This is a genomic window from Ensifer sp. GW101-20A05 (assembly GCF_059424735.1).
In genome coordinates this window covers 1-22770 of record NZ_JBWKZT010000008.1, presented here as the reverse complement: position 1 = coordinate 22770, position 22770 = coordinate 1, and the positions used below count along the sequence as shown (strand labels likewise).

The window sequence follows — 22770 nt, the reverse complement described above, 5'->3', positions numbered from 1 at the left end:
TGGTTGCGGCATTTTCGATTGTTTGCTTAGCGGCCGCGGTGGCCGAAGAGGGAAGCTGTCTCGCGGGTCTGTACCCGCAGCATCGCGTTCCAAAGCTGTAGAACGAAACGCGGATGAAACTGGCTCGCAAGCTTGCGCTGCGACAACATGATAAGTCTCCGATAGTTTTGGACGCCTGTCGTATAGTGCATTGGCGGGGATTTTGCCAGAGCGCTCGCGCCGGGGCAGCTCTGCGCGCCAAGCATATGTGGAAAACGGCATATGGCGGACGAAATACCTGCCGGCGAAAAAGAAAATGCCGGGATGATTTTCATCATCCCGGCCAGTTGGCTTCACTGGGAGGAGGGTTATTCTTTTGAGCGTCAAGCCTTCTTGCGGTTTTTCTGTCGGTAGACGTCGATGACGACGGCTGCGACGATGATCAGGCCCTTGACGATTTCCTGGTAGTAAGCGTCGACGCGCAAGAAGGTGAATCCAGAAGTCATGACGCCGAGGATAATGGTGCCGATCACCGTGCCGGTGATGCGGCCGACGCCGCCGGTGAGCGACGTGCCGCCGATGACGGTCGCGGCGATCGCATCCAGTTCGTACATGACACCCATGCCTGCCTGTGCGGTCTGGGCGCGGGCAGCGGTGACGACGCCGGCGAGGCCCGCCAGCATGCCGGCAATGGCATAGACCTTGATGAGGTGTGCTTCGACATTGATACCCGAGACGCGGGCTGCCTGAACGTTGGCGCCGATCGCATAGGTAAACTTGCCATAGCGGGTATAGCGCAGGGCGATGTGGAAGATGATCGCGACGACGAGGAAGACGATGACGGGCCAGATGCCGGTGCCGATGAAGTTGAACTGCTCGGTGAGGCCGGAGACCGGCTGGCCCTTGGTGTACCACTTGGAGATACCGCGTGCCGACACCATCATGCCGAGCGTCGCGATGAAGGGCGGGATCTTGGTGCGGGCGATGAGCTGGCCGTTGATGAAGCCTGCGAGGAGGCCGATACTAACGCCAAGCCCGATCGGAACGATCGCCGGCATGTCGGTCAGGGACGGATAGAGCGCTCGGGGCCAGGTGGAGGCCTGGGCGACGCTTGCCGAGATCATCGCCGTCATGCCGACCACGGAGCCCGAGGAAAGGTCGATGCCACCTGTGATGATGACCTGGGTCACGCCGACGGCGATGATGCCGATCACCGAGACCTGCAGGATCATGATCGTCAGGCGCTGTGGGTTCATCAGGAAGCTCTGGCCGACGAAGATCCAGCCAAGAACCTCATAAACCAGCGCAATGCCGATCAATACGAGGAAGATGTTGAATTCGGGGGGCAGGCGGCGCTTTGCGCCGGTAAGCGATGTGCTCGCGCCCTGTGCGGCGACATTGGTATCCATTTTCATTCCTCCCTTTCGTCGGGTCGCTTCCCGCTCAACTCGCGGCGAGCTCCATGACCTTGATCTGGGTTGCTTCCGCCCTGTCGAGGAAGCCGGTGACGCGGCCCTCGTGCATGACCATGATGCGGTCGCTCATGCCGAGCACCTCTGGCATTTCCGAAGAAATCATGATGACGGCGACCCCGTTTCGCGCGAGTTCGGTGACGAGCCGGTGAATTTCCGCCTTGGCGCCGACGTCGATGCCGCGCGTCGGTTCGTCGAGGATCAGGATGCGCGGATTTGTGAGCAGCCAGCGGCCGATCAGCACTTTCTGCTGGTTGCCGCCGGAGAGGTTCTCGATGCGCTCCTGCAGGTTCGGCGTCTTGACGCGCAGCTTGCGGCTCATCTCTTCGCAGGCGGCGGTGATCTGTTTTTCGGTGACGAAGCCGCCTTTGACGAAGCGATCCTGCAGCACGGCAATCTGCATGTTCTCGAGGATGTCGAGGATCAGAAGACAGCCTGTGTCCTTGCGGTCCTCGGTGAGGAACGCCATTCGGTGCCTGATTGCAGTGTTAGGGCTATTGATTGAAAGGGTTTTTCCGTCGATCGATATCGTGCCGGAACTTGCCGGTGTCACGCCAAAGAGCGTCTCGGCGACGTTGGAGCGGCCGGAGCCGACGAGGCCTGCAATGCCGAGGATTTCGCCGGCGCGGACATCGAAGGAGACGTCGCGGAAGACACCGTCGAGCGCCAGGTTCTTTACCGAAAGGACGACATCGCCGATCGGCACTTCCTCCTTCGGGAACATCTGGGTGATTTCGCGGCCGACCATCATGCGGATGATGTCGTCGCGGGTGACGTCGCTCGAGGCATGGGTGCCGATAAATTTGCCGTCACGAAACACCGAGAACTCATCGGCAATTTCGAACAGCTCGTTCATCTTGTGGGTGATGTAGACGATGCCGATCCCTTGCTCGCGCAGGTCGCGGATGATCTCGAAGAGGTGCGCGACCTCGCGCTCGGTCAGCGCCGAGGTCGGTTCGTCCATGATCAGCACGTCGGATTCATAGGAGACCGCCTTGGCGATCTCGACCATCTGCCGGCTCGCAACGGACAGATGGCGGACCTCAATCTCCGGATCGATCTTGATCTTCAGGCGATCGAACAGCCGGGCGGTGATGCGGTTCATCTCGCCGTGGTCGACGAAGCCAAAGCGGTTCTTCGGCTCACGGCGGATCCAGATGTTTTCCGCGACCGTCATGAACGGCATCAGGTTCAGTTCCTGATGGATCATCGCGATGCCGTTTTCGAGTGCGTCGAGCGGCGATTTCAGTCGGATGTCGACGCCCTTCAACCTGATGTCGCCCTTGTCGGGCGTATAGATGCCGGCGAGGATCTTCATCAGCGTCGACTTGCCGGCGCCGTTTTCACCCATCAGCGCATGGACCGTGCCGCGCTTCAACTTGAATTCGACGTCGTCAAGGGCGACGACGCCCGGGAATTCCTTGCGGATGCCTTCCGCCGAAAGAAGATATTCGGCCTTCGGTACGGCGCCGCTGGCGCGCACGGCTGCCATCGTTGTCGGACTGAGCGTCATGTTCCTTGCCTCCCCCGTCGTTTCCGGCTGTCGCGGAAAAGTCCTCATCGCTGGCGGGTCACCAGCCCATTTAATCGCAGGTCGCATCCAAAAGGACGCAGACATCCGCAGCGGGACTTGCATATTTGAGCGGGAGCGCAGGTGATCCTGCGCTCCCGCTGCAGGCGATCAGTTCTTGGCCTGATACTTGTCGAGGGTTTCCTTGGTCACCAGCTCGAAGGGAATGTAGACCTTCTTGTCGACCGCCTCGCCCTTGGCGAGTTTCAAGGCGGCGTCGACCGAACCCTTGCCCTGGCCGGCGGCGTTCTGGAACACCGTCACGTCGAGATCGCCCGCAGCCATGGCGGCAAGCGCATCCTGCGTTGCGTCGATGCCGCCGATGACGACGGAGTCCATCGAACGGCCGGCGGCCTTCAACGCCTGGATCGCGCCGATCGCCATTTCGTCGTTGTTCGCGATGACCGCATCGAACTCAAGTCCGGCGGAGAGCCAGTTCGTCAGAAGGTCCGACCCTTGCGTACGCGACCAGTTGGCCGTCTGCTCCTCGACGATCTCGATACCCTTGCATTGGTCGGTCGCGAGCACGTCGTGAATGTCCTTCGTGCGCATACGGGCGGCCTGGTTGGACAGTTCGCCCATCATGACGACGGCCTTGCCCTTGCCGCCAAGCATCTTGCAGATTTCCTGCGTCTGCAGCGTGCCGGATTCCTGTTCGTTCGACGCGACGAAAGCCTGCTTTTCCGGCAGAGTGTCGACGTTGACCGGCTCGCGGTTGACGTAGACGAGCGGAATGCCGGCGTCGGCGGCAATCTTCGACATGGCTGCCGTCGCATCGGTATCGACCGGGTTGACGATGATGGCGGTCACGCCGGCTGCGATGAAGTTCTGGATCTGGCTCTGCTGCTTCGAAACGTCGTTCTGCGCGTCTTCGATCTGCAGTTCGACGCCGTCGAGCGTCTTGGCGTAATCGGACATGCCGTTGCGCAAGACCGTTAGGAAGTTGTCATCGAAAAGGGCCATCGACACGCCGATGGTCTCGGCATGCGCAGCCGTCGACATCATCACGGCCAGCGCTGTACCCAGCACGAATTTCTTCATTGTCTCTCTCCTCCACAATGGTGCCCGGCGACACCTTCTCCTGCCGGGAGCGAAATCCTTGTCGGATTGCGCTCATTCACATCGAAAGCGTCACTCCCGTTACGCCTTCGGATAAAACGGAATAAACGAACCAGTAAATTGCAATTACGGAATATGTATTCCATTTTATGGGGGCGTCGTCAAGACCTGATGCGGCGCCACGCATCGTTTTCCCGCAGCCAGGCCGCGGCGGATCAGATCCGGGTTTGAATGTGGTCCACACTCTGCCTGATCGCAGCCGCCGGATGGGCGACCGCGTGGACTTCGGCGGCAAACGCTTCAAAGGAAAGCGGCCCTGCATAGCCCTCGGCACGCAGGCGCCGTATCTGGCCGACATTGTCGAGAACGTCATCCTGATCGACCAGAACGCGATGCGAGTCGCGCAGATCGGAAACGGCGACCCGACCGTCGGTTACGCCGGAAATATGCACGAGCCCGGTCATCTCAGGAGAGGTTGCGGGTTCGCCGGCGAGGTGGTGATGGAACGTATCGTGCACCAGTCGGAAGGTACTTTCTCCTCCGACCGCCTTGATCCCCTCGACAGCCTCCGTCTTCGAGCGCAGCGAGCAGATTTCGAAGCCCAGCGGCTCGACAAGGCCGATAATTCCGGCCGATTCGAGCATCGGTTTCAGTGCGGCAAGCGCTTCACGAAGGTTTGCCTGTCGCTCGCCGTCCGCCTGGCCGGAGCCGTCGTTGACGGGCACGAGGACGAGGGCCTTGGCACCGCAATCGCGCGCATAGGCTATCAGCTCTCCGGCTTCTTTCTGACGATCCGAATTCCACTCGTTGAAGCGCTGCAACGCGTTGATCGAGATAATCGTAATGCCATTGCGACTGGCGATAGCCGCTACATCCTTGGCCGGCGTGCCGTCGATGATGGCATTGCCGGAAAGGTCGTTGCGGATCTCGACGGAGGAGATCCCGAGGGATTTGGCAAGTTCGAAGAAGGCGCCGAGCGGAAGACCGGGCGTGGTCATATGATTGAGGGCGAAGGGCAGGGTTGTCACGGGAATGTCTCCTCCAGTGGGACGGGTCACGCTTTGCAAATAGAACGTTCATTCCATTTACAGCGTCGCAGACATTTCACCAACTGCTGGAGGACAGTCAAAGAGCGAGTGACGCAAAGGGCTTGCATTGCTGCAATATTGCCTTTCGTCAATGATTGGATTCTTTCATCCTTCGCTAGATATTTTCAGGCGTGAAGAGATCGAAGGGCAGGAAGGTCTGCCCTGGGGCACCCGTCGGGCCCTTGTCGATCGCCTGGATCATCAGATTGACCGTTTCGCGCGCAAGCGTCGCTGTTGGGGTTGAGATCGCCAGCGTGACGACATCATCTCCAAGGGCCGCCCGGGACTCCGGCGTCAATTCGTTGACGACGGCAATAAGCTTGCCTTCCAGCTTTTCCTCGCGGATTGCCGAGATGGCACCTTCCATGCCCCCGCCGCAGACGTAAAAGCCGATCAGACCCGGATGACGTTGCAAAAGGTTCAGTGTTGCCTCGTGCGTGATCTCGGCCGTATCGAGGTTGACCATCGTATCAAGCACTTCGAAATCCGGCGCATGTTCGCGAAAATAGGAGCGGAACCCGATTTCTCGAAGTTCGTGGCCGAGGAAGCGATGGCTGCCGACGAAGGCGGCGACCTTGCCGGGGCGTTTGGCTGCCTTGGCGATCATCCATGCCGCGGTGCGACCGACCTTGTGGTTATTGAGCCCGACATAACCTTCACGCACGCCGGCCGCGAAGTCCGAAAGCAGTGAGAAAACCGGGATCCCGCGCTCCTTCAACTCCTCGATCGCGGCCGTCACCGCCGGATAATCAGGAGCAACGAGCGCAACCGCCTGGTTTCGCGCCGCAGCCGCACGAAGCTTTTCCGTAATCGCCGTCGGTGTCGAATTTGCTACGAAGTCGACCTGGGCGAAAACACGTGCGTTTGACAGCGAAAGCGCCGCGTTTTCGATCTCCTTTGCAACCGCCTTGTAGAAGGACTGGTCCGGCTTCTGCAGCACAAAGCCAAGTCTGTACTGCGGCAGGTCTTCGAAGACGCGCTGCCGGATGAGGCCAACCGCGTGGTAGCCGATAGACTTGGCTGCCTCGTAGACACGGCGCGCAGTCTCCTCTCGAACCGGATGCCGTCCGTTCAGGACGCGATCGACAGTCGCGACGCTGACACCGGCGGTCCGTGCGAGGTCGGCAATGGTCGGACGGTTGCTCATCGCTTCTCCTGATAGGTTTGCATCACAAATGATATGCAGAAGATGACATCATTTGATAGAATATATCATTGCTGCATTGAGACCTAGCAAAAGTCAACCTATCGTCATTGCACGACATCGGACGCTCCTGGCCAAACTGGCCGGATCGCAGGGGAGGAGAGCAAATGGCGATGGTTCCAACGAAGCGAGACTACAGTCTCCTCGGGCGGGATGCCCGGGCGGCCGTCGCCAATGGCCTCTCGGCCGCGGAGTGGTATCACACGGAGATCCCGCGCAAGCAGATGAAGGAACTGATGAAGCGTGAGGACGGACCCGCCATCCGCGATACCGCGATCTGGCTCGGTTGCCTCGTTCTTTTCGGCGGGCTCGGCATCACCTTCTGGGGCACCTGGTGGGCCGTTCCGTTCTTCCTCGCCTATGGCGTTCTCTACGGTTCGGCCTCCGACAGTCGCTGGCACGAATGCGGGCATGGAACGGCGTTCAAGACGATGTGGATGAACAACGCCGTCTACCAGATCGCCTGCTTCATGATCATGCGCAATCCCGTCACCTGGCGTTGGAGCCACACCCGTCACCACACAGACACGGTCATTGTCGGCCGCGATCCCGAGATTGCCGTCATGCGGCCGCCGGATCTCCTGCGCCTCGTCTTGAACTTCTTCGGCATTCTCGATGTCTGGCACGCGATCGTCGACATGGTTCGCAACACGCTTGGCATCATCAGTGCCGAGGAAGCGACATTCATCCCGGAAATGGAGCAGCCGAAGGCAATCCTCGTTGCCCGCATCTGGTTTGCCATCTACTCCGCAACGATCGCGCTCTCGTTCTATCTCGGTTCGATCCTGCCGCTGATGTTGATCGGTCTGCCGCGGCTCTACGGTGCCTGGCACCATGTGCTGACCGGGCTGCTGCAACATGGCGGTCTTGCCGACAACGTCACGGATCATCGCCTGAACAGCCGCACGGTTTACATGAACCCGGTGAGCCGCTTCGTCTATTGGAACATGAACTACCATGTGGAGCACCACATGTTCCCGATGGTGCCCTATCACGCGCTTCCGAAGCTTCACGCCATGATCAAGCACGACCTACCGGAGCCGAACCCCTCGATGCTGCATGGCTATCGCGAGATGATCCCGGCCTTCCTGCGGCAGTTGCGCAACGAGGACTATTTCTTGAAGCGCGAACTGCCGGCGACGGCGAAGCCTTATCGGGAAGAGTTTCACAGCGACGCGATCGTGCATGCAGCCGAATAACCAACGAAATTAGGAATGGGAGGAAGTCATGAGCGGAAGCTGGGTCGAAGTCTGCGCGGCGGACGAAATCGATGAGGAAGACGTCATCCGATTTGATCACGAAGGGCGCACGTTCGCGGTCTACCGGAGCCCGGATGACGAATATTTCGCGACCGACGGGCTTTGCACGCACGAGCACATCCATCTGGCGGATGGCCTGGTGATGGACGACATCATCGAATGTCCGAAGCACAACGGTCGCTTCAATTACAAGACCGGCGAGGCTAAGGGCGCCCCGGTCTGCGTAAACCTAAGGACCTATCCGGTGAAGGTCGAGGCAGGAAGCGTGTTCATCGCGATCGCTTGATCGCGGCTTCAATGCGAAGAACTCAGCGAGAGCGGGCAGGGAGGTTGAAATGGGTGGAATCGTCATTGTTGGTGCCGGTGAATGCGGCGCGAGAGCCGCCTTTGCCCTGAGGGAGCGGGGCTACGACGGCTCAATCACGTTGATCGGCGCCGAGCCGCATCTTCCCTATGAGAGACCGCCGCTTTCGAAGGACGGCCTGAAGGAACAGGTTCAGCCGAAATATGTCGCCGATGCCGAGCGCTATGCGAGCGCAAGAATCGACGTACTGACCGACACCCCCGTCAAGGCCATTGACCGCGTCGCCAAGCGTGTTGAATTCGTCGATGGCGGCAGCATCGCCTATGACCGGCTATTGCTGACGACTGGCGCCCGAGCGCGAACGATACCGGGAACCGATGATGTATCTCGGCGCGTTCGCACTCTCAGAACGCATGCCGACGCCGAGGAAATTCGCCGCGAACTTCTGCCCGAGCGGAGGTTTGCCATCATCGGTGGCGGATTTATCGGCTTGGAGCTCGCGGCGACGGCGCGCACCCTCGGTGCAGACGTCGTCCTGATCGAAGGGCTGCCACGCATCCTTTCGCGCGGTGTGCCGGTTGAGATCGCGAGTGTCGTCGCAGAGCGGCACCGCACGGAAGGCGTCGACATTCGTTGCGACACGAAAATCGATCGCATCGATACTGATGAGAACGGCGTGCAGATCCTGCTTGCGAACGGACAATCGGTCGATGCTGATTTCCTGGTCGTTGGCATCGGCGCATCGCCGAACACGGAGCTGGCAGAAGCCGCTGGCCTTCAGGTGGAAAACGGCATTGCCGTCGACGCGACGCTCAGGACTTCGGATGCCGACATATTCGCGGCCGGCGATTGCTGCTCCTATCCGCTCTGTCACTATGGCGGCCGCCGCGTGCGTCTTGAGGCTTGGCGCAATGCGCAGGACCAAGGAACGCTCGTCGCCGGCAATCTGCTGGGCGCGAGTGAGACAGTCACCAGCGTGCCGTGGTTCTGGTCCGACCAATACGACCTGACGCTGCAGATTGCCGGACTTTCGGACGGCGCGACTGTGACTGTGCGCCGCGATCTCGCGGACGGCGCCTTCATTCTTTTCCATCTCGACGACACCGGCCGCCTGCTTGCCGCCTCCGGCATCGGTCAAGGCAATGTGGTCGCGCGCGATATTCGGCTGGCGGAAATGCTGATCGCGGCCGGAAAGCGGCCCGACCCTCAGGCGCTCATCTCGCCGGAAACCAAACTCAAGGCCCTGCTCGCCGCCTAGTGCGAGAGCCTGTCGCTACCCCTTGCTTGCTCACTGATATCGGAGACTTCTCATGAAAAGCCGCCGCCCGACTGTTGCCGACCTCCTTTCGATGAAGGGCAAGCGCCAGCTCACGATGTTGCGTGTGGAAACGCTTGACGAGGCGCAAGCGGCCGAAGCCGCCGGCATCGACCTCGTTTCCGTGCCGCCGGTACTGCTGGGACCGCAGTTTCGCGAAGCGGCGCCGACGTGTTTTGCCTTTCCCGGCCTCGAATATGGCGACTATGTCTCGGCGGATGAATACATCCGTGCAGCATTCAAGGCGCTGAAGGCCGGCGGCGATGCTGTCTATTGCGCCGCCGGTCTTTCGACCGTCAGGCGTATGCGGGAAGAGGGCATTCCGGTTTGCAGCCATGTCGGACTCATCCCATCCAAGGCCACCTGGACCGGTGGGTTCCGCGCAGTCGGCAAGACGGCGGTAAGCGCGCTCGAGATCTGGCGGCAGGTGAAGGCGCTGGAGGAAGCTGGAGCCTTTGCTGCCGAAATCGAGGTCGTCCCTGGCGACGTCGCATCGGCGATCAGCGCGCGAACCTCGATGCTGATGCTGTCGATGGGGGCGGGGGCGGGCTGCGACGCCCAGTATCTGTTCGCCGATGACGTGCTCGGCAGCAATCGTGGCCACGTGCCGCGCCATGCCAAGACTTATCGAAACTTCGCTGCCGAGTATGACCGCTTGCAGCGCGAGCGGATTGCCGCCTTTTCGGAGTTTGCCGAAGACGTCCGGTCCGGGGTTTATCCGCAGCAGCGGCATCTCATCGGCATCGAGGAGGCGGAACTGCGTGCGTTTCTGACAGAGCTGGAGCGCGGCTAGGACCGAACGACTTGCGCCGGAGAGGGCGGTTGGTATAGTCCCCGCACCAATTCAACTTATCTCCGCGATGGATCCCGATTTGAGCGCCCTTATCCAGGACAGTCTCACCTTTGTTGCCTTGCTTGCCGCGATCTATGCGGCGACCGTGCTGTTGTATTTCATCTTGGGCTACGGCATCACCTGGCTCAATGACCGCAACCCCGAACGCCGCATCCAGAAGGGGCGGCGCGGCGAGAAGCGCAAGGCCATCGAGATCCGCCAGAGCATGGCCTCGATCCTCGTCACCTGCACGTCCGTGGCGATCGGTCTCTTTGCCCAGTATCAGGGCTGGACCTTGTTCTCGCCCTGGTCCTTCAGCTGGTGGACGGCCGTTCCGCTCTTCGTACTTTGCATGGTGCTCTTCGACGCCTGGTTCTATTTCGCCCATCGCCTGCTACACACGAAGCTTTTCTACAAATACCACGTGCTCCACCACCGCAGCGTCGCGCCCACAGCCTGGAGCAACGATTCGATCGGCCTTGTGGATACGGCGATGTGCCAGGGTTATTACGCCGTCATCGTCTTCTTCGTGCCGTTCCCGCCGATCATTCTGTTGGCACACCGGCTGTTCGACCAGATCAACGGCACCTTCGGCCATGCAGGCTTCGAATACTTCGCCTCGCGAACGGCGCGGTATCCCTCACCCATGCTTTGCACGACCTATCACGACCAGCACCACGCCGAGTTCAAATACAATTACGCGAACTATTTCTCGTTCTGGGACCGGGTAATGGGAACTGTCGCGCCGAATTATGATCGGCGTGTGGAGGCGTTTGAAGGGGAGGCGCCTCGAATTAGCCTCAGAAATCGCCTTGAGATGGCGGCAAGGAATAGAGCGGAGCCTTGACACGCAAGAGATCGTAGTCCGCGTCAAGTACATGAAGAGGACTGTTGAGCCGTATAGTTGCGAAATTATTCGCGGCCTCGCTAGGTGACCTGTGAGGTCGCAGCCGCTGGGCGAACCCGGATTTTTCCCTTGACTGCGGACTACCGTATGCTGATTTTGCGACCCAACGTTGAACATAGGAAATAGAGGCGTGACTACAACGGAAAAGAAAATTACTCCCGTACTTTTAGCTGGTGGGGCGGGATCCCGGCTGTGGCCCGTTTCCCGAGACCGGCTTCCGAAGCAATTTCAGCCCTTGGTGGGCACTCTTTCGACGTACCAGCAAACCCTGAAACGGGTGTCAGACACTAATCTTTATTTAGACCCGTTGGTAATTACGAACGAAGATTTTCGCTTTTTCGCTAAACGCCAGGCTGAGGAAGTGGGGGTGCATGCAACAGTCGCTCTAGAGCCAGCTCGTCGAGATAGCGCGGCCGCGATGGCGATCGCGGCGGTTGTGGCCAGCCGACGAATGCGCGATGGGCTCGTGCTAGCGCTGGCAGCGGACCATGTAATTTTGGACGATGACCTGTTTACTAACGCCGTCAAGGTCGGACAGAAGGCGGCGACGGAAGGGCACATAGTGGTTTTCGGTTTGGCGCCAACAGAGCCGCGAACCTCCTACGGCTACATTAAACCTGGAAGTGCTATCGACGACATAAGTGATCTATACGTGGTCGACGCGTTTGTCGAAAAGCCGGATGTGAACACTGCCCTAGAATACCTTGAGAAGGGCTTTCTTTGGAACTCAGGAAATTTTTTATTCCGGGCGGACGTGATGATTGATGAGCTTGCGACTTTCGCTCCGGATATACTCGCCGCAGCACATGCGTCAGTTGACAAGGCGTCGAGCGATTTGGGCTTTCTGCGTTTAGATAGGGAAAGTTTCGAAGCATCGCCGAAGGACTCAATTGACTATGCGGTAATCGAACAATCAAACCGGATCGCTGTGGTGCGTGGCCACTTTCCATGGTCGGACATTGGCAGTTGGGACGCTATCTGGGAAGTTACCACTAAGGATGACGGCAAAAATGTCATCGAAGGCGACGGATTGGCTCTTGGAAGCGAAGGATGTCTCGTTCACTCGAATGGTATCCTAACTACGGTGGTAGGTGCCAAGGACCTTGTCGTGGTTTCTACAAAGGACGCAGTGCTGGTTGTGCCGAAGTCGCATGCCCAGGAGGTTAAAGGCCTAGTCGAGAGGCTTAAGGCTACTGGCCACAATGCAGTGACGGAACTTCATAAGAGAACGTATCGCCCTTGGGGGCAGGTTGAAGAAATGCTGACGGGAGATCGATTCAGTGTACGGCGCCTCTTTATTGACCCCGGGTATCGAACTTCTTCCCAGCGCCATATGAATCGGGCCGAGCATTGGGTAGTTGTTAGCGGCACCGCAACTGTCACAATTGGGGAGCGCGTGCAGACCATTACAGAGAATGAGTCTGTATACGTACATCCGGGAGAGCCACATTGCATCGCAAACGATGGGCCAACTCCCCTTGAGCTTATCGAAATCCGAACAGGATCCTACATTGAAGAGGACGACGTTGGCCGTGTTCTGGATCGCCGTCGGGCCTAGGAGCAATCCATAGCCATTGGAGCCTGCCAATAGCGGACGGAATTGTAAAAGGCAGTCGAAAGTGGGAAGTACTGGAAAGATTGTCCCAACTTGTTTCAGTGGCAATGCCCCGCGTGTGTCAGTGTGATTGAATGAAGGGAGTCCTACCTGGGTGCAAAAACAAGCGAGAACTTCGTGGTAGATTGGCAGTGCTCTTTGTAAGGGCCGAGCAGTAACCGTTTGCGCGGAAACTGGCGATGAAGTCTTTCTTTCTCAGTGGATCTTCCCGAAGGCTGGACGAAAATGATCTCCCGTTCGTCTCGTAAAGAGAGCTGCGGTGATCGAAGTTCTTCACGTGCCGCCAGGTCGCGCTGCTTCTGGCGTATGATTGTTGCTATTGGAAATTCCGTTGGCTTCGGGCGTGAAAGTTGCCGGAACTGTGCATCTTGTGACGACCATGTTGCAGGGAGCGGCCTGCCTCTCGCCCACTGGGGCAGCAAAAATAGCACTATTCTGCCACAAGTACGCCTACTTTCGGACGGAGCACTTCTGTGCTGCTCTCGAAGTTTGGGCGGCACAGATTGAGCGCATTGCTCACAATTATCTTCTTGCGTAAGGGGGGCGGCTGTTGCGGCGAAGTGCTTGACGCACGGCCAAATTCGGCGCATTCGTCCGGCAAGTGGATGGGGCGCTGGTCGAATTGTGGGGCACGGCTGAACGTCCGAGCAACGTTTGCTGAAAGCGCAAAGCGACCTATGGTTGAGGAGTTGGCGCTCGGGTCACGAGATTTTAACGGCTCAGTGAAAGACGCTTCGACAGAAGCATGTGAGGTTGTTCTTGCAAATACATAATAAGAAAATCGAAGAGCTGGAATGGCACGGTGAGAACGAGCGAAGTTTTTCCTTTCGCGCATTAGCCGATCGTCTCACTAGGCTCAACTATTCTTCGATATTGTTCCTTGTCATATTCGCGATCCCAACCGTTATTTCTTTCCTCTATTATGGAATTATTGCGTCAGACCGATACATATCAGAGTCAAAATTTATTGTCCGCGGGGTGAACGGCGGGCAAATAGGTGGCTTGTCAGTCTTATTGCGAACTTTTGGGATATCCAGGTCAAACGACGACACGTTTGCCATCGAGGAATACATTCTGTCGAGAGACGCATTAAGCGATCTCTCAAAAGTAATCGATGTGCCGACCGTTTATAGGAGGGAAGGAGCCGACTTCCTAACGCGCTACGGTACGGCCTTTGGGGAAAATACGTTTGAATCCCTTTACTCCTATTTTGGAGATCAGATCAGGGTCGTTCGGGACGTCGAAACGGGCATTACCACGTTGACTGTGTCCGCGTACGAGGCGCGGGACGCGAAGGAAATCGCTGAGGGTCTGCTTAAGCTCGGTGAGGCGCGGGTAAATGAAATGAATACCAGAAGTCGAAAAGACGCCCTCGCTAGCGCGATCGAATCGCTTCAAATGGCAGAGTCGAAAGTTCTTGCAGCCCAAACGGAGTTGACTCGCTTTCGGAATGCTGAGTTCACCGTTGATATGAAGAAAAGTGTCAGCGGCAACCTTGAGATTATCACTGAACTTCATAAGGACCTCGCCGCGCAGCAGGTGCTACTTCAGCAGCTGGAGGCGAGTTCACCTTCGAACCCTGGAATTCACTCTCAAGTTCAAAAAGTAACCGCTATAGAAAACCAGCTCGCGACAGAAAAGGCGAAGATTGCCGGCTCGGACGACGCTATTGCCACAAAGCTTGGCGAATATGAAGGACTGTTGCTGCGCAAGGGGCTTGCTGACAGCTTGTACGAAACCACGATAACTTCGCTAGATCAAGCCAGAGACGAGGCCCGAAGAAAGCAGATTTATCTGGAGCCAATTGTTCGACCAAACCAACCCGACAGGCCGATGGAGCCTCGACGAATACGATCAATCTTCACAATTGCCCTTTTGACCTTTGCAAGCTACCTCATGATTTACCTCCTGGTCTCGGGTAGCAGAGAACACCTTAACATTCATTGATCTAATTACTGAGATTCATGATGGGATATCTTCATAATAGTGCTGCCTACGGAAAACTCTCAGAGAAGCGTCGTGTGATTAATGCACTCTTAATCCGAGACCTAATGCTGAGGTTTGGACACGGCAACATTGGGTTCATGTGGCTGGTGGGGGAGCCGTTGATCTTGACCGTGGGTGTGATGCTAGCTTGGACCGTTATCTATGGTGAGCAGAAACATGGTGTGACCATCATGCCGCTCGTGTTGACCGGCTATTCGATGTTAACTCTGCTGCGCCACTTCGTGAATCGTTATGTGCATTGCTTTCGGCAAAACGCTGGTCTTCTATTTCACAGAAGTGTCCGGCCGGTTGATACATTGGTTGCTCGTGGGGTGCTGGAGACTATCGGAGTTCTGGTAGCCTTCTTTGTAGCGTACGTGCCGCTGTTGCTGCTTGGGCTTACAGAGCCGATCGACGACTACTTGATTTTGTTGGGCGCATGGTTCCTAACTTGTTTTTTCATCAATGGCCTCGCAACGATACTAGCTTGTTTGTCCGAGCTATCGGACACCATGGAGCGCTTCATTCAGCCGTTGATGTACCTTGCAATCCCGTTAACTGGGTCGTTCTATATGGTCGCATGGCTTCCGCAATCTGCGCAGAGGTTGATCCTGTATTCGCCAATGGTGCATGGTACGGAAATGCTGCGGGCCGGATACTTCGGTGCGAGCGTTCCTACCCATTGGGATGCAGGATATCTGTTGTTGTGCGGTCTTGGCCTGAACGCTATAGCGCTACCGCTCGTTCAGATGGTGCAGGATAGGGTGGAGATCGAATAGATGGTATATGGGCGTGCCTCAGGCTGGTTTGTGGCCCAAAATGATTGAGCCTTCCGTTCAGAACAAAGCCTTGCAGCAGAAGTTGGTTTTGGAGCCGGCTGTTTCTAAGGGTGAACTTGACACTTTTCGGTACTCCGCGGGAGCTATGCCTGAAAAGGGGGGAACCGTACTGGTTTCCGGAGCACGCTTGCTCCTGATGATCGCGTTCGTTCCGATTGTCTGTTCGTTGATCTATAATTTTGCTATCGCAGCAGACCGATACGCGTCGGTTGCGTCATTCGTCGTGAGGCAAAACAAGCCGGGATCGGGTGTCTTGTCAATCCTAGACGGCGGTGGCCTGTCTCGTTCTGACGATAGCAGTTACGCGGTCGCGGAGTATATGCAATCTCGAGACGCTGTAACCTACTTAGATCGTGACGGATTTTTGACGGGAATGTTTGCGCAGGAAACCGTTGACATATTCTCAAGATTTCCGAGCCGCTTGGCGGGCAAGGGCAATGAAGATCTCTTCGAACACTTCCAGCACTATCTTGATGTCGAGTTTGATTCAGCGACAGGGATAACGTCGTTTGAGGTTCAGGCATTCACGCCCGAGCAGGCTCAGCAACTAGCACAACGATTACTTGAAGGGGGCGAGGAACTCGTCAATGAGCTGAATAAGCGGGCTCAGAAAGATTCAATCAAGTTTGCCAATGAACTTGTCGCGGACGCGACTGAAAAGCTCAGGAACATTCAGGCCGAGATGACGGCTTTTCGAAATGAAGCGAAACTTCTAAGCCCGGACGCAGAGATTGAGGTTTCCACAAAGCTCATTGCGAACCTGATGGGTGAGATTTCGCGACTAAGCATTGAAATAGGTCGTATTTTGTCCGCTGCTCCCGAAAGTCCACGCTTGCCGGAAATGCTCAGGACGCGTGATTCACTTCAGGCGCAGCTTGATGCTATTCGTCAAACGTTTGGAGGTGAAAAGACCTCCACCTCTGCCAAGATTGAAAGATATGAAGAGATCGCCCTTCGAAGGGAGATTGCCGAGAAGGAACTAGTAAATGCAACTGCCACGTCCTTGAAGGCGAAGCAAGATATGGCCGTAAGTCGCCTTTACGTTGATAGGGTTGTGAACCCGAGCAATCCAGATAGACGTGCTTATCCGCAGCGTCTCGTAAACCTACTTTTGACGATATTTATCACGCTTTCAGTCTATTCGATAGTTCGAACTTCCATGAAGCTGATTATGGAGGAGAACTAAGTGCATTATATGATTGACAATGAAGCAACGAGCGACGGAAAGATTGCGCTGCGCAATATAGTGAAAGAGTACCATACTCCGAGCGGCGCCAAAACGGTTCTCAATAATGTATCGTTCGATGTTTCAGCTGGAGAAAAGATCGCAGTTTTGGGACGTAACGGCGCTGGCAAGTCGACCTTGGTAAAGCTCATCGGGGGGGTGGAGAAGCCGACGAGTGGAACCATACATCGGGGAATGACGATGTCATGGCCTGTCGCCTTTGGAGGTGGTTTCGAAGCTACGATGACAGGGCTCGACAACATTCGCTTCATCGCGCGGATATACAATCGACCTATCCAGGAAACGATTGAAAGAGTGGACGATTTCGCGGAGCTCGGCCAGCACTTACTGATGCCAGTAAAGGCCTATTCATCAGGCATGCGGGCGCGGCTCGCTTTCGCTCTTACTTTGGCAATCGACTTCGACTGCTTCTTGATAGATGAAGTGATCTCCGTTGGCGATCAACGCTTTCAACGCAAGAGTCATGATGCTTTGTTCGTCAAACGGCGTGATTGCGCGATGATTTTGGTGAGCCATGACATTAGCATGGTGAAGAACTATTGCAGTAAGGCGCTCATTCTGAAGAATGGTCGCGGACGGGTCTTCGATGATCTCGATTTTGCGATAGACGTATATTCGTCGTTGTAAGAATGCCTCGGTTCGACACAGGTGCATCTTGATCTATGCGAACATCGGTCCGGCTTCTCCGCATTCCGTTCTAGTCGGCAGGTTAGCCAAAGAAATTGCGGAGCATTTCCTCGGGTCTGTGCAAGAGATTTCCGCAAATATCTCTAGCGAGCTTAGGCCCGAGCTCGAACGTCGGGGATCTAACAATTGTCTTTTTAGTCTGAGCACGCCCGACCGTGAAATCGCACAAGCGATCGTACGAAACGGTGTGCCGTCCATACTCGTGATCCGACCGTTTTCAGAATTGAGTTGTTATGCTATGCAGCGCAGCGGGCTAGATCTGCTTGCCGCCGTTCGCCATGTAACGTGTGAAGTATCTTGTCTATACCCCATAGCGCGCAATGCGAACCTCGCCCCGCTTCCAGTCGATGATGATGAGCCGCTATCGCAGTTAACCACGCGTATCGGGGTGTTTCTCGGGTTTCCAGTTTCTCAAGTGAATATCGGCGATATTTTGGGCAAGAACTTCGCAGATTGGCGCAGTATGTCGGTTGGAAACGCGCTTCTGGTTTTTGTCGCTGGAGCACAGGAAACCTTTGCATTGCAATCGCGCCTTTCCCGCCGAGACAAGGCATTGCTGGGCGAAATGGACGCTAGCTATCTGCCACTCCTTGCCCGAGGAGGTGGAGGGCGGTTGAGTTGGCCGCTTGATGCGATGTTCATCGCTGAGCCGCCCTATAATTCTATAACCGCACCAATAGATATGCTCGGACCGGCTAGAATCCTTACGTTCGGCCCGTACTTCCATCTACCAGAGGGCGACTGGATCGCTGAGATTACATTTGCACTCACAGAGAATTACTCCGGCAACAGCCTGATGGTGGATGTATACACCAGTGCGGACGAAATCCTTGCCGCTTCTAGGGGAGAACTGCCGCACGGAGGGACTTTTGCTACCCACCTTTCATTTCGTGTAGTCTCCAGTGCCGACAGGCTCGAGTTGCGAACCTTTGTTTTATCGGGTGCACTTGAGGGTCGCATCGAAATCCTGTCGGTGACCCTGAGTCGGACGGAAGACCCCCTTTGATAGTCACCGTGTTGCGATCGTTGAACGTCTGCGCGTTGACGCGGGCGGCCCAAACATTGGTGTAACGCCGCAGCTTGACGCTAATTCTTCCTTTTGAGTTGCCTAGCGAGTTGAATATTTCTAAAGGTCTAGCATGCGCATCTTTCTCGACGTCACTAGAACACTCGTCCACTCGCGTAATCGCACACCTACTGGCATAGATCGAGTTGAACATGCGTATGTTCGGAATCTGCTGACACAGGGCAGCGATGACATCTGGTTTATCGCAAACACGCCTTTCGGAGCTGGTGCCCTATCTGTAGAGGAAATGCGACGGACATTTAGCGCGATTGAGGAGCGTCATCAGCTCTCAGAAGAAAGTAGCCCTGAATTCACCGAATTGCTTTCAGTGCTCGGAAGTCCAATTGAAGGTTCTCGTGAAGTGCCGCTGGTGATAGGAAAAAAATACTCCACGAAAGCCGATAGTAAGAAGTCGGTCGCGGCGGCATTCCTCCGCGGCGCGCTTCGTTTTTCTAGATTGCTGCGGAATAACGTTCCCACAATATATTTGCACACCTCGCATTTGCAACTCGACGAGCCGAATTGTTTTAGTTGGCTTCGACGACCAGAGATCTTCCCTGTATTCTTTATCCACGATCTGATCCCAATTGAATTCCCTGAGTTCTGCTCCCCAGGCGCTGCCGGTCGCCATCGGATTCGCGTACATACGGCACTGACCCACGCTCGGGCACTCATAGTGAACTCAAAGTTCACACGTGATTCGCTTCTAAGATACACAGAGGAGCAAGTTCCACCGATTGGAGTGGTGCCGCTCGCCAATAGTATCCGTGAAACACAGCAAGTGTACGAGCCTTCCCCGTTGCGCAGCCAACCGTTCTTCCTCCACGTAGGCACGATTGAAGGTAGAAAGAACTTAGGCCACCTTCTCAATGTCTGGCGGCATTTGATCAAGACAATGGGCGAGGTGCATGCGCCGCGGCTTGTGATTCTCGGTAGTCGTGGTTGGGAATGCGAGAATGTAACTGCGGCTCTTGATCGCAGTCGAGAGCTTGCGAACCATGTTATTGAGATATCTAGCGCAAACGATGCAGAGCTTCATTGTCTAATGAGAAGGGCCAATGGTCTCATAACCGTCTCTATGACTGAAGGCTTCGGACTACCTCCCGTGGAAGCGGTTCGCCTAGGTCTGCCGGTTATTGCCTCAGACATCCCAGCCCACCGCGAAGTCCTGGGAGACGGATGTGAGTTCGTCGCCCCGCACGACGGAGAGGCGCTTGCAAACAAGATTATTGCGCTTATGACAAAGAGGAAGAACAGCCAAGCGCAAGGCGTCGGACTTGCGCCCTTCGGTTGGCACGAACACGTCGAGCAGGCACTTTCGTTCATAAACTCGGTGATTAGCGAAAATCGGTAATTCAGCTGCCATTCAGAGATACTTGAAAATGACCGAGCCCACTGGAATCGCTTCAATCGTCGTTGATGGAAAAAACCTAGCGCTACGGCAGGGTACGGGCGTAGCCACGTACGCAAGGTCCTTGTGTACTAATCTGAGGCAGTTGAATAAGCGCGTCGAGCTTCTCTATGGGGAGCCAATCGACATCAATATCGATCGAAACGGCGAAGTGGTGAACTTCTTCGATGCTAGCGCTAGAACGCGCCTTCCGTGGTTGCTTCGCTCAGCATCCCGTTTTGCGAGGCAATGCAGTCAGCCGTTTCGGACAATGGTTCCGCGAGAACTTGTATTTGCAGGTTCATCAATATCGGAGCAACAACTTGCGAGACTTCCGGCCGCGAATCGCTCTTGGAACGCCAAGGACGTTTTTGATATGCCGGGTTTAGCTGTTGAAAGGGGGCACTTCCAAAAGGTTCGAAATGTAATGGGGGCTGATGCCGCTCACTGGACCTATCCGGTGCCCGTACGCTTGGATAACGCGGCAAACATCTATACACTTCACGACCTCGTTCCGCTAAAGCTTCCACATACAACGCTGGATAACAAGCGCATATACTATGCTATGCTCAAGAAGATCGTGGAAACGGCGGACCTTATTACTACTGTATCCGAACAATCGAAACGAGACATTCACGCGTTGTTCAGCGTCCCCGACGCGCGCGTAGTCAACACATATCAAGACGTTGACATCGATGCCCCAATGCTGAGCCAGAACCAGCAGGAAGTTTCGGATGCGCTACGCGGCGTCCATGGGCTGGAATTCGGCAAGTATTTCTTGTTTTACGGAGCGATTGAGCCCAAGAAGAATGTTGGTCGCCTGATCGAAGCCCATCTCGGCTCAAACTTAGACATGCCCTTGGTCCTGGCTGGTAAAGATGGTTGGCTCGTTGACGGCGAGTTGCAGTTGTATGCGGAACACTTGGAGCGTCGCATTGGCCCACAACGCGTTATCCGGCTGCCTTATGTATCCCGCGCGCAATTGATCAATCTAATACGCGGGGCCTGTGCCGTGACATTTCCGTCGCTCTATGAAGGTTTCGGGCTTCCTCTCGTCGAAGCCATGGTCTGTGGCACCCCACTTGTGACCAGCAATCTCGGAGCAATGAAGGAAGTTGCGGGGGAAGCTGCGGTGTTCGTTGATCCGTACGATGTGTCGTCGATACGAGACGGGCTTAAACGCGTGGCGAACAATAAGCCGCTACGAGATGAGCTGCGAACCGCCGGCGGCGAACGGGCTTCTCTTTTTTCCAGCGAGAGATATCGCCAACGTCTTATTTCAGCCTACGCCAGCATATGATATTGAAGGAAATATTTATATGCAGCTTGGAGCAGATGTGGGAGACATTCGACTGCGCGTGAGACCGGGATAGGTCGCGTCTGAAGGCGCTCGAGGAGGAGAATGCTAAGCTGAAGAAGCTGTTGGCCGAGCAGATGCTGGACGCCGCCGCGCTCCGCGAGCTTCTGGCAAAAAAATGGTAGGGCCTGCCGCCAAGCGCGAAGCCGTCGCGCACCTGAAGACCGTGATGGGTCTTTCGGAACGGCGGGCCTTGCGGGACACGATGAAGGGGGCCGCAATTGGGCCCGGTTTGCCAGCCTGCCTGATCGGCACTTGTAAAATGAACGGCGTTGAGCCCTACGCCTATCTGTGCGACCTCTTCACCCGCCTCGCAAACGGCCACCTCGCCAAAGACATCGATGCCCTGATGCCATGGGCCTATGCCGCCCGCATCAAGGCCTCACAATGAGCTCGTCAGGTACTCTTCGGTGAGCTCATTTGACGGCCCGTAGATCAACCGTACGCATCCGAGGTGGGCCGCCTTGTCAGGCTTGTCGGATTTGGCACTGACTGTCCTTATTGACGTCAATAAGGACAGTGCGGAATGGAACGACTTGAGATTATCGATAGCGGCCGGCGGCGACGCTTCAGCAAAGAGATGAAGCTGCAGATTGTCGCCGAGAGCTATTCGGAACCTGGCTTGTGTGCGACGACGGCGCGGCGACATGGAATATCGCGTTCGCAGTTGTATGAATGGCGCCGGCTCGCACGAGCGGGGCAACTGGATGTTGCGTCGCCTGTCGGCGGCTTTGTCCCGGCGCTGCTTGTTCCAGGGGTAGAGCCGGCAGCAGGGTCATTGCCGACCGCCGGCCGGATGGAGGTTGTCAGCGCCAACGGTCGTCGCGTGATCGTGGACCGCGATGTCGGGGTTGAGGCGCTGCTTCGGATCCTGCGCGGACTGGAGACACTGCGGTGAATCCGTTTCCGATGGGAACAGGCGTCAAGGTCTGGCTTTCGACGGGGTTCACGGACATGCGCTGTGGCTTTCCCTCTCTGGCGCTTCGGGTGCAGGAGGTTCTGCAGCATGATCCGTTGTCCGGGCATCTCTTCGTCTTCAGGGGGCGCAGACCGGATATTTTGAAGATCATCTGGCATGATGGTCTGGGCGCCTGCCTTTTTACCCGGCGGCTGGAGAAGGGCCGGTTTATCTGGCCGAATGTGGAGGGCGGCGCGGTAGCGATCTCACCGTGACCTGCCCCTGAGAATTTCCTCCAGAATGGATTAGAGTCTGGCCTATTAAAGGACGGACGTGCGTATTCCGATGATGCCGGACGGCTATTCCAATCTGAAGCCGGACAGGTATTCCAATCGCATGCCGGACGCGATTCCGATTTGAAGCCGGACAGTTGGCGTGCCTCTGGGTCGTGTGGTTTTTTGACCTGAGCTCGTTTCGCGGTCAAGCCAAGGTTGTTTGATCGGTGGTCACGGCTTTCTGTTTTCGCATGCTCTCGCCGCTGAGTTCGATGCGATAGGCATTGTGAACAAGCCGATCCAACACGGCGTCGGCGATGGTTGGATTGCCGATCATGTCATACCTGCGGGTTTCGGTAATTCGCGGACATGGATTCCATTAAATCCCGGACAGCGATTTCACTAAATCCGGGACAGCATTT

Annotated in this window: 21 protein-coding genes and 3 pseudogenes; 17 read left to right on the top strand and 7 right to left on the bottom strand. The window is 56.3% G+C overall.

The window, feature by feature from the left end; translation table 11 throughout:
• Positions 1–26 precede the first annotated feature (26 nt).
• From AC070A_RS19915 to AC070A_RS19890, 6 genes are all read right to left on the bottom strand, one after another.
• On the bottom strand, positions 27–149 hold the full coding sequence (locus tag AC070A_RS19915) for a hypothetical protein (RefSeq protein WP_425987491.1): 123 nt from the start codon (positions 147–149) through the stop codon (positions 27–29).
• Between the two features lie 213 nt (positions 150–362).
• Positions 363–1388 (bottom strand): ABC transporter permease, encoded by a 1026-nt coding sequence (locus AC070A_RS19910; protein WP_113736872.1) that lies wholly within the window; start codon positions 1386–1388, stop codon positions 363–365.
• A gap of 34 nt (positions 1389–1422) precedes the next feature.
• Positions 1423–2964 (bottom strand): sugar ABC transporter ATP-binding protein, encoded by a 1542-nt coding sequence (locus AC070A_RS19905; RefSeq protein WP_113736873.1) that lies wholly within the window; start codon positions 2962–2964, stop codon positions 1423–1425.
• Positions 2965–3132: 168 nt separating this feature from the next.
• Positions 3133–4062, bottom strand: a complete 930-nt coding sequence (locus AC070A_RS19900; RefSeq protein ID WP_057251408.1) for a sugar ABC transporter substrate-binding protein — start codon at positions 4060–4062, stop codon at positions 3133–3135.
• A 233-nt stretch (positions 4063–4295) separates the two neighbouring features.
• Entirely contained in the window at positions 4296–5108 is an 813-nt protein-coding gene (locus AC070A_RS19895; RefSeq protein ID WP_492384164.1) for a TIM barrel protein, read from the bottom strand.
• A gap of 175 nt (positions 5109–5283) precedes the next feature.
• Positions 5284–6315, bottom strand: a complete 1032-nt coding sequence (locus AC070A_RS19890) for a LacI family DNA-binding transcriptional regulator (protein WP_492384163.1) — start codon at positions 6313–6315, stop codon at positions 5284–5286.
• 164 nt (positions 6316–6479) lie between these two features.
• On the opposite strand from AC070A_RS19890, the gene AC070A_RS19885 reads away from it, so the two are divergent.
• The 17 genes and pseudogenes from AC070A_RS19885 (at position 6480) to tnpB (ending at position 22348) form a co-directional block, all read left to right on the top strand.
• On the top strand, positions 6480–7571 hold the full coding sequence (locus AC070A_RS19885) for a fatty acid desaturase family protein (RefSeq protein WP_492384162.1): 1092 nt from the start codon (positions 6480–6482) through the stop codon (positions 7569–7571).
• Positions 7572–7599: 28 nt separating this feature from the next.
• Positions 7600–7917, top strand: coding sequence for a MocE family 2Fe-2S type ferredoxin (locus AC070A_RS19880; RefSeq protein WP_492384161.1), 318 nt, complete (start codon positions 7600–7602; stop codon positions 7915–7917).
• A gap of 49 nt (positions 7918–7966) precedes the next feature.
• The gene (locus AC070A_RS19875) at positions 7967–9193 is read left to right on the top strand and encodes an NAD(P)/FAD-dependent oxidoreductase (RefSeq protein ID WP_492384160.1); all 1227 of its coding nucleotides are present in this window, start codon (positions 7967–7969) and stop codon (positions 9191–9193) included.
• A gap of 52 nt (positions 9194–9245) precedes the next feature.
• Positions 9246–10043: a 3-methyl-2-oxobutanoate hydroxymethyltransferase gene (locus AC070A_RS19870; RefSeq protein ID WP_494773568.1), complete on the top strand. Its 798-nt coding sequence runs from the start codon at positions 9246–9248 to the stop codon at positions 10041–10043.
• A gap of 79 nt (positions 10044–10122) precedes the next feature.
• Entirely contained in the window at positions 10123–10929 is an 807-nt protein-coding gene (locus tag AC070A_RS19865; protein ID WP_492384158.1) for a sterol desaturase family protein, read from the top strand.
• A gap of 190 nt (positions 10930–11119) precedes the next feature.
• Positions 11120–12547, top strand: coding sequence for a mannose-1-phosphate guanylyltransferase/mannose-6-phosphate isomerase (locus AC070A_RS19860; RefSeq protein ID WP_492384157.1), 1428 nt, complete (start codon positions 11120–11122; stop codon positions 12545–12547).
• Positions 12548–13363: 816 nt separating this feature from the next.
• Positions 13364–14551, top strand: a complete 1188-nt coding sequence (locus tag AC070A_RS19855) for a KpsE/RkpR family capsule polysaccharide export protein (RefSeq protein ID WP_492384156.1) — start codon at positions 13364–13366, stop codon at positions 14549–14551.
• A gap of 20 nt (positions 14552–14571) precedes the next feature.
• On the top strand, positions 14572–15369 hold the full coding sequence (locus tag AC070A_RS19850; protein ID WP_492384155.1) for an ABC transporter permease: 798 nt from the start codon (positions 14572–14574) through the stop codon (positions 15367–15369).
• Positions 15370–15376: 7 nt separating this feature from the next.
• Positions 15377–16615 carry a KpsE/RkpR family capsule polysaccharide export protein gene (locus AC070A_RS19845; protein ID WP_492384154.1) on the top strand — a complete coding sequence of 413 codons (1239 nt, stop codon included), beginning with the start codon at positions 15377–15379 and terminating at the stop codon, positions 16613–16615.
• Between the two features lie 9 nt (positions 16616–16624).
• Positions 16625–17302 (top strand): ABC transporter ATP-binding protein, encoded by a 678-nt coding sequence (locus AC070A_RS19840; RefSeq protein WP_492384417.1) that lies wholly within the window; start codon positions 16625–16627, stop codon positions 17300–17302.
• Positions 17303–17330: 28 nt separating this feature from the next.
• Positions 17331–18368: a hypothetical protein gene (locus AC070A_RS19835; RefSeq protein WP_492384153.1), complete on the top strand. Its 1038-nt coding sequence runs from the start codon at positions 17331–17333 to the stop codon at positions 18366–18368.
• 133 nt (positions 18369–18501) lie between these two features.
• A complete protein-coding gene (locus AC070A_RS19830) occupies positions 18502–19782 on the top strand; it encodes a glycosyltransferase family 4 protein (RefSeq protein WP_492384152.1) in 1281 nt (426 codons plus the stop codon).
• A 28-nt stretch (positions 19783–19810) separates the two neighbouring features.
• The gene (locus AC070A_RS19825; protein WP_492384151.1) at positions 19811–21118 is read left to right on the top strand and encodes a glycosyltransferase family 4 protein; all 1308 of its coding nucleotides are present in this window, start codon (positions 19811–19813) and stop codon (positions 21116–21118) included.
• A 68-nt stretch (positions 21119–21186) separates the two neighbouring features.
• Positions 21187–21368 (top strand): annotated as a pseudogene (locus AC070A_RS19820) (IS3 family transposase); the annotation flags it as partial.
• Between the two features lie 2 nt (positions 21369–21370).
• A pseudogene (locus tag AC070A_RS19815) lies at positions 21371–21566 on the top strand (transposase domain-containing protein); the annotation flags it as partial.
• A 135-nt stretch (positions 21567–21701) separates the two neighbouring features.
• The gene (tnpA, locus tag AC070A_RS19810) at positions 21702–22073 is read left to right on the top strand and encodes an IS66-like element accessory protein TnpA (protein ID WP_492384150.1); all 372 of its coding nucleotides are present in this window, start codon (positions 21702–21704) and stop codon (positions 22071–22073) included.
• Complete coding sequence (gene tnpB, locus AC070A_RS19805) at positions 22070–22348, top strand: IS66 family insertion sequence element accessory protein TnpB (protein ID WP_492384149.1); 279 nt, start codon at positions 22070–22072, stop codon at positions 22346–22348. The genes tnpA and tnpB overlap by 4 nt, the downstream gene beginning before the upstream one ends.
• A gap of 205 nt (positions 22349–22553) precedes the next feature.
• On the opposite strand, the pseudogene AC070A_RS19800 reads toward tnpB, so the two are convergent.
• Positions 22554–22691 (bottom strand): annotated as a pseudogene (locus AC070A_RS19800) (ATP-binding protein); the annotation flags it as partial.
• Positions 22692–22770 lie beyond the last annotated feature (79 nt).

Bases quoted from the DNA above. Each gene is read 5' to 3' on its own strand.
- AC070A_RS19905 (WP_113736873.1), bottom strand. From the start codon at position 2,964: ATGACGCTCAGTCCGACAACGATGGCAGCCGTGCGCGCCAGCGGCGCC.
- AC070A_RS19880 (WP_492384161.1), top strand. From the start codon at position 7,600: ATGAGCGGAAGCTGGGTCGAAGTCTGCGCGGCGGACGAAATCGATGAG.
- AC070A_RS19900 (WP_057251408.1), bottom strand. From the start codon at position 4,062: ATGAAGAAATTCGTGCTGGGTACAGCGCTGGCCGTGATGATGTCGACG.
- AC070A_RS19845 (WP_492384154.1), top strand. From the start codon at position 15,377: ATGGGCGTGCCTCAGGCTGGTTTGTGGCCCAAAATGATTGAGCCTTCC.
- AC070A_RS19890 (WP_492384163.1), bottom strand. From the start codon at position 6,315: ATGAGCAACCGTCCGACCATTGCCGACCTCGCACGGACCGCCGGTGTC.
- AC070A_RS19840 (WP_492384417.1), top strand. From the start codon at position 16,625: ATGATTGACAATGAAGCAACGAGCGACGGAAAGATTGCGCTGCGCAAT.
- AC070A_RS19875 (WP_492384160.1), top strand. From the start codon at position 7,967: ATGGGTGGAATCGTCATTGTTGGTGCCGGTGAATGCGGCGCGAGAGCC.
- tnpA (WP_492384150.1), top strand. From the start codon at position 21,702: ATGGAACGACTTGAGATTATCGATAGCGGCCGGCGGCGACGCTTCAGC.
- AC070A_RS19825 (WP_492384151.1), top strand. From the start codon at position 19,811: ATGACCGAGCCCACTGGAATCGCTTCAATCGTCGTTGATGGAAAAAAC.
- AC070A_RS19830 (WP_492384152.1), top strand. From the start codon at position 18,502: ATGCGCATCTTTCTCGACGTCACTAGAACACTCGTCCACTCGCGTAAT.
- AC070A_RS19870 (WP_494773568.1), top strand. From the start codon at position 9,246: ATGAAAAGCCGCCGCCCGACTGTTGCCGACCTCCTTTCGATGAAGGGC.
- AC070A_RS19850 (WP_492384155.1), top strand. From the start codon at position 14,572: ATGGGATATCTTCATAATAGTGCTGCCTACGGAAAACTCTCAGAGAAG.
- AC070A_RS19910 (WP_113736872.1), bottom strand. From the start codon at position 1,388: ATGGATACCAATGTCGCCGCACAGGGCGCGAGCACATCGCTTACCGGC.
- AC070A_RS19885 (WP_492384162.1), top strand. From the start codon at position 6,480: ATGGCGATGGTTCCAACGAAGCGAGACTACAGTCTCCTCGGGCGGGAT.
- AC070A_RS19915 (WP_425987491.1), bottom strand. From the start codon at position 149: ATGTTGTCGCAGCGCAAGCTTGCGAGCCAGTTTCATCCGCGTTTCGTT.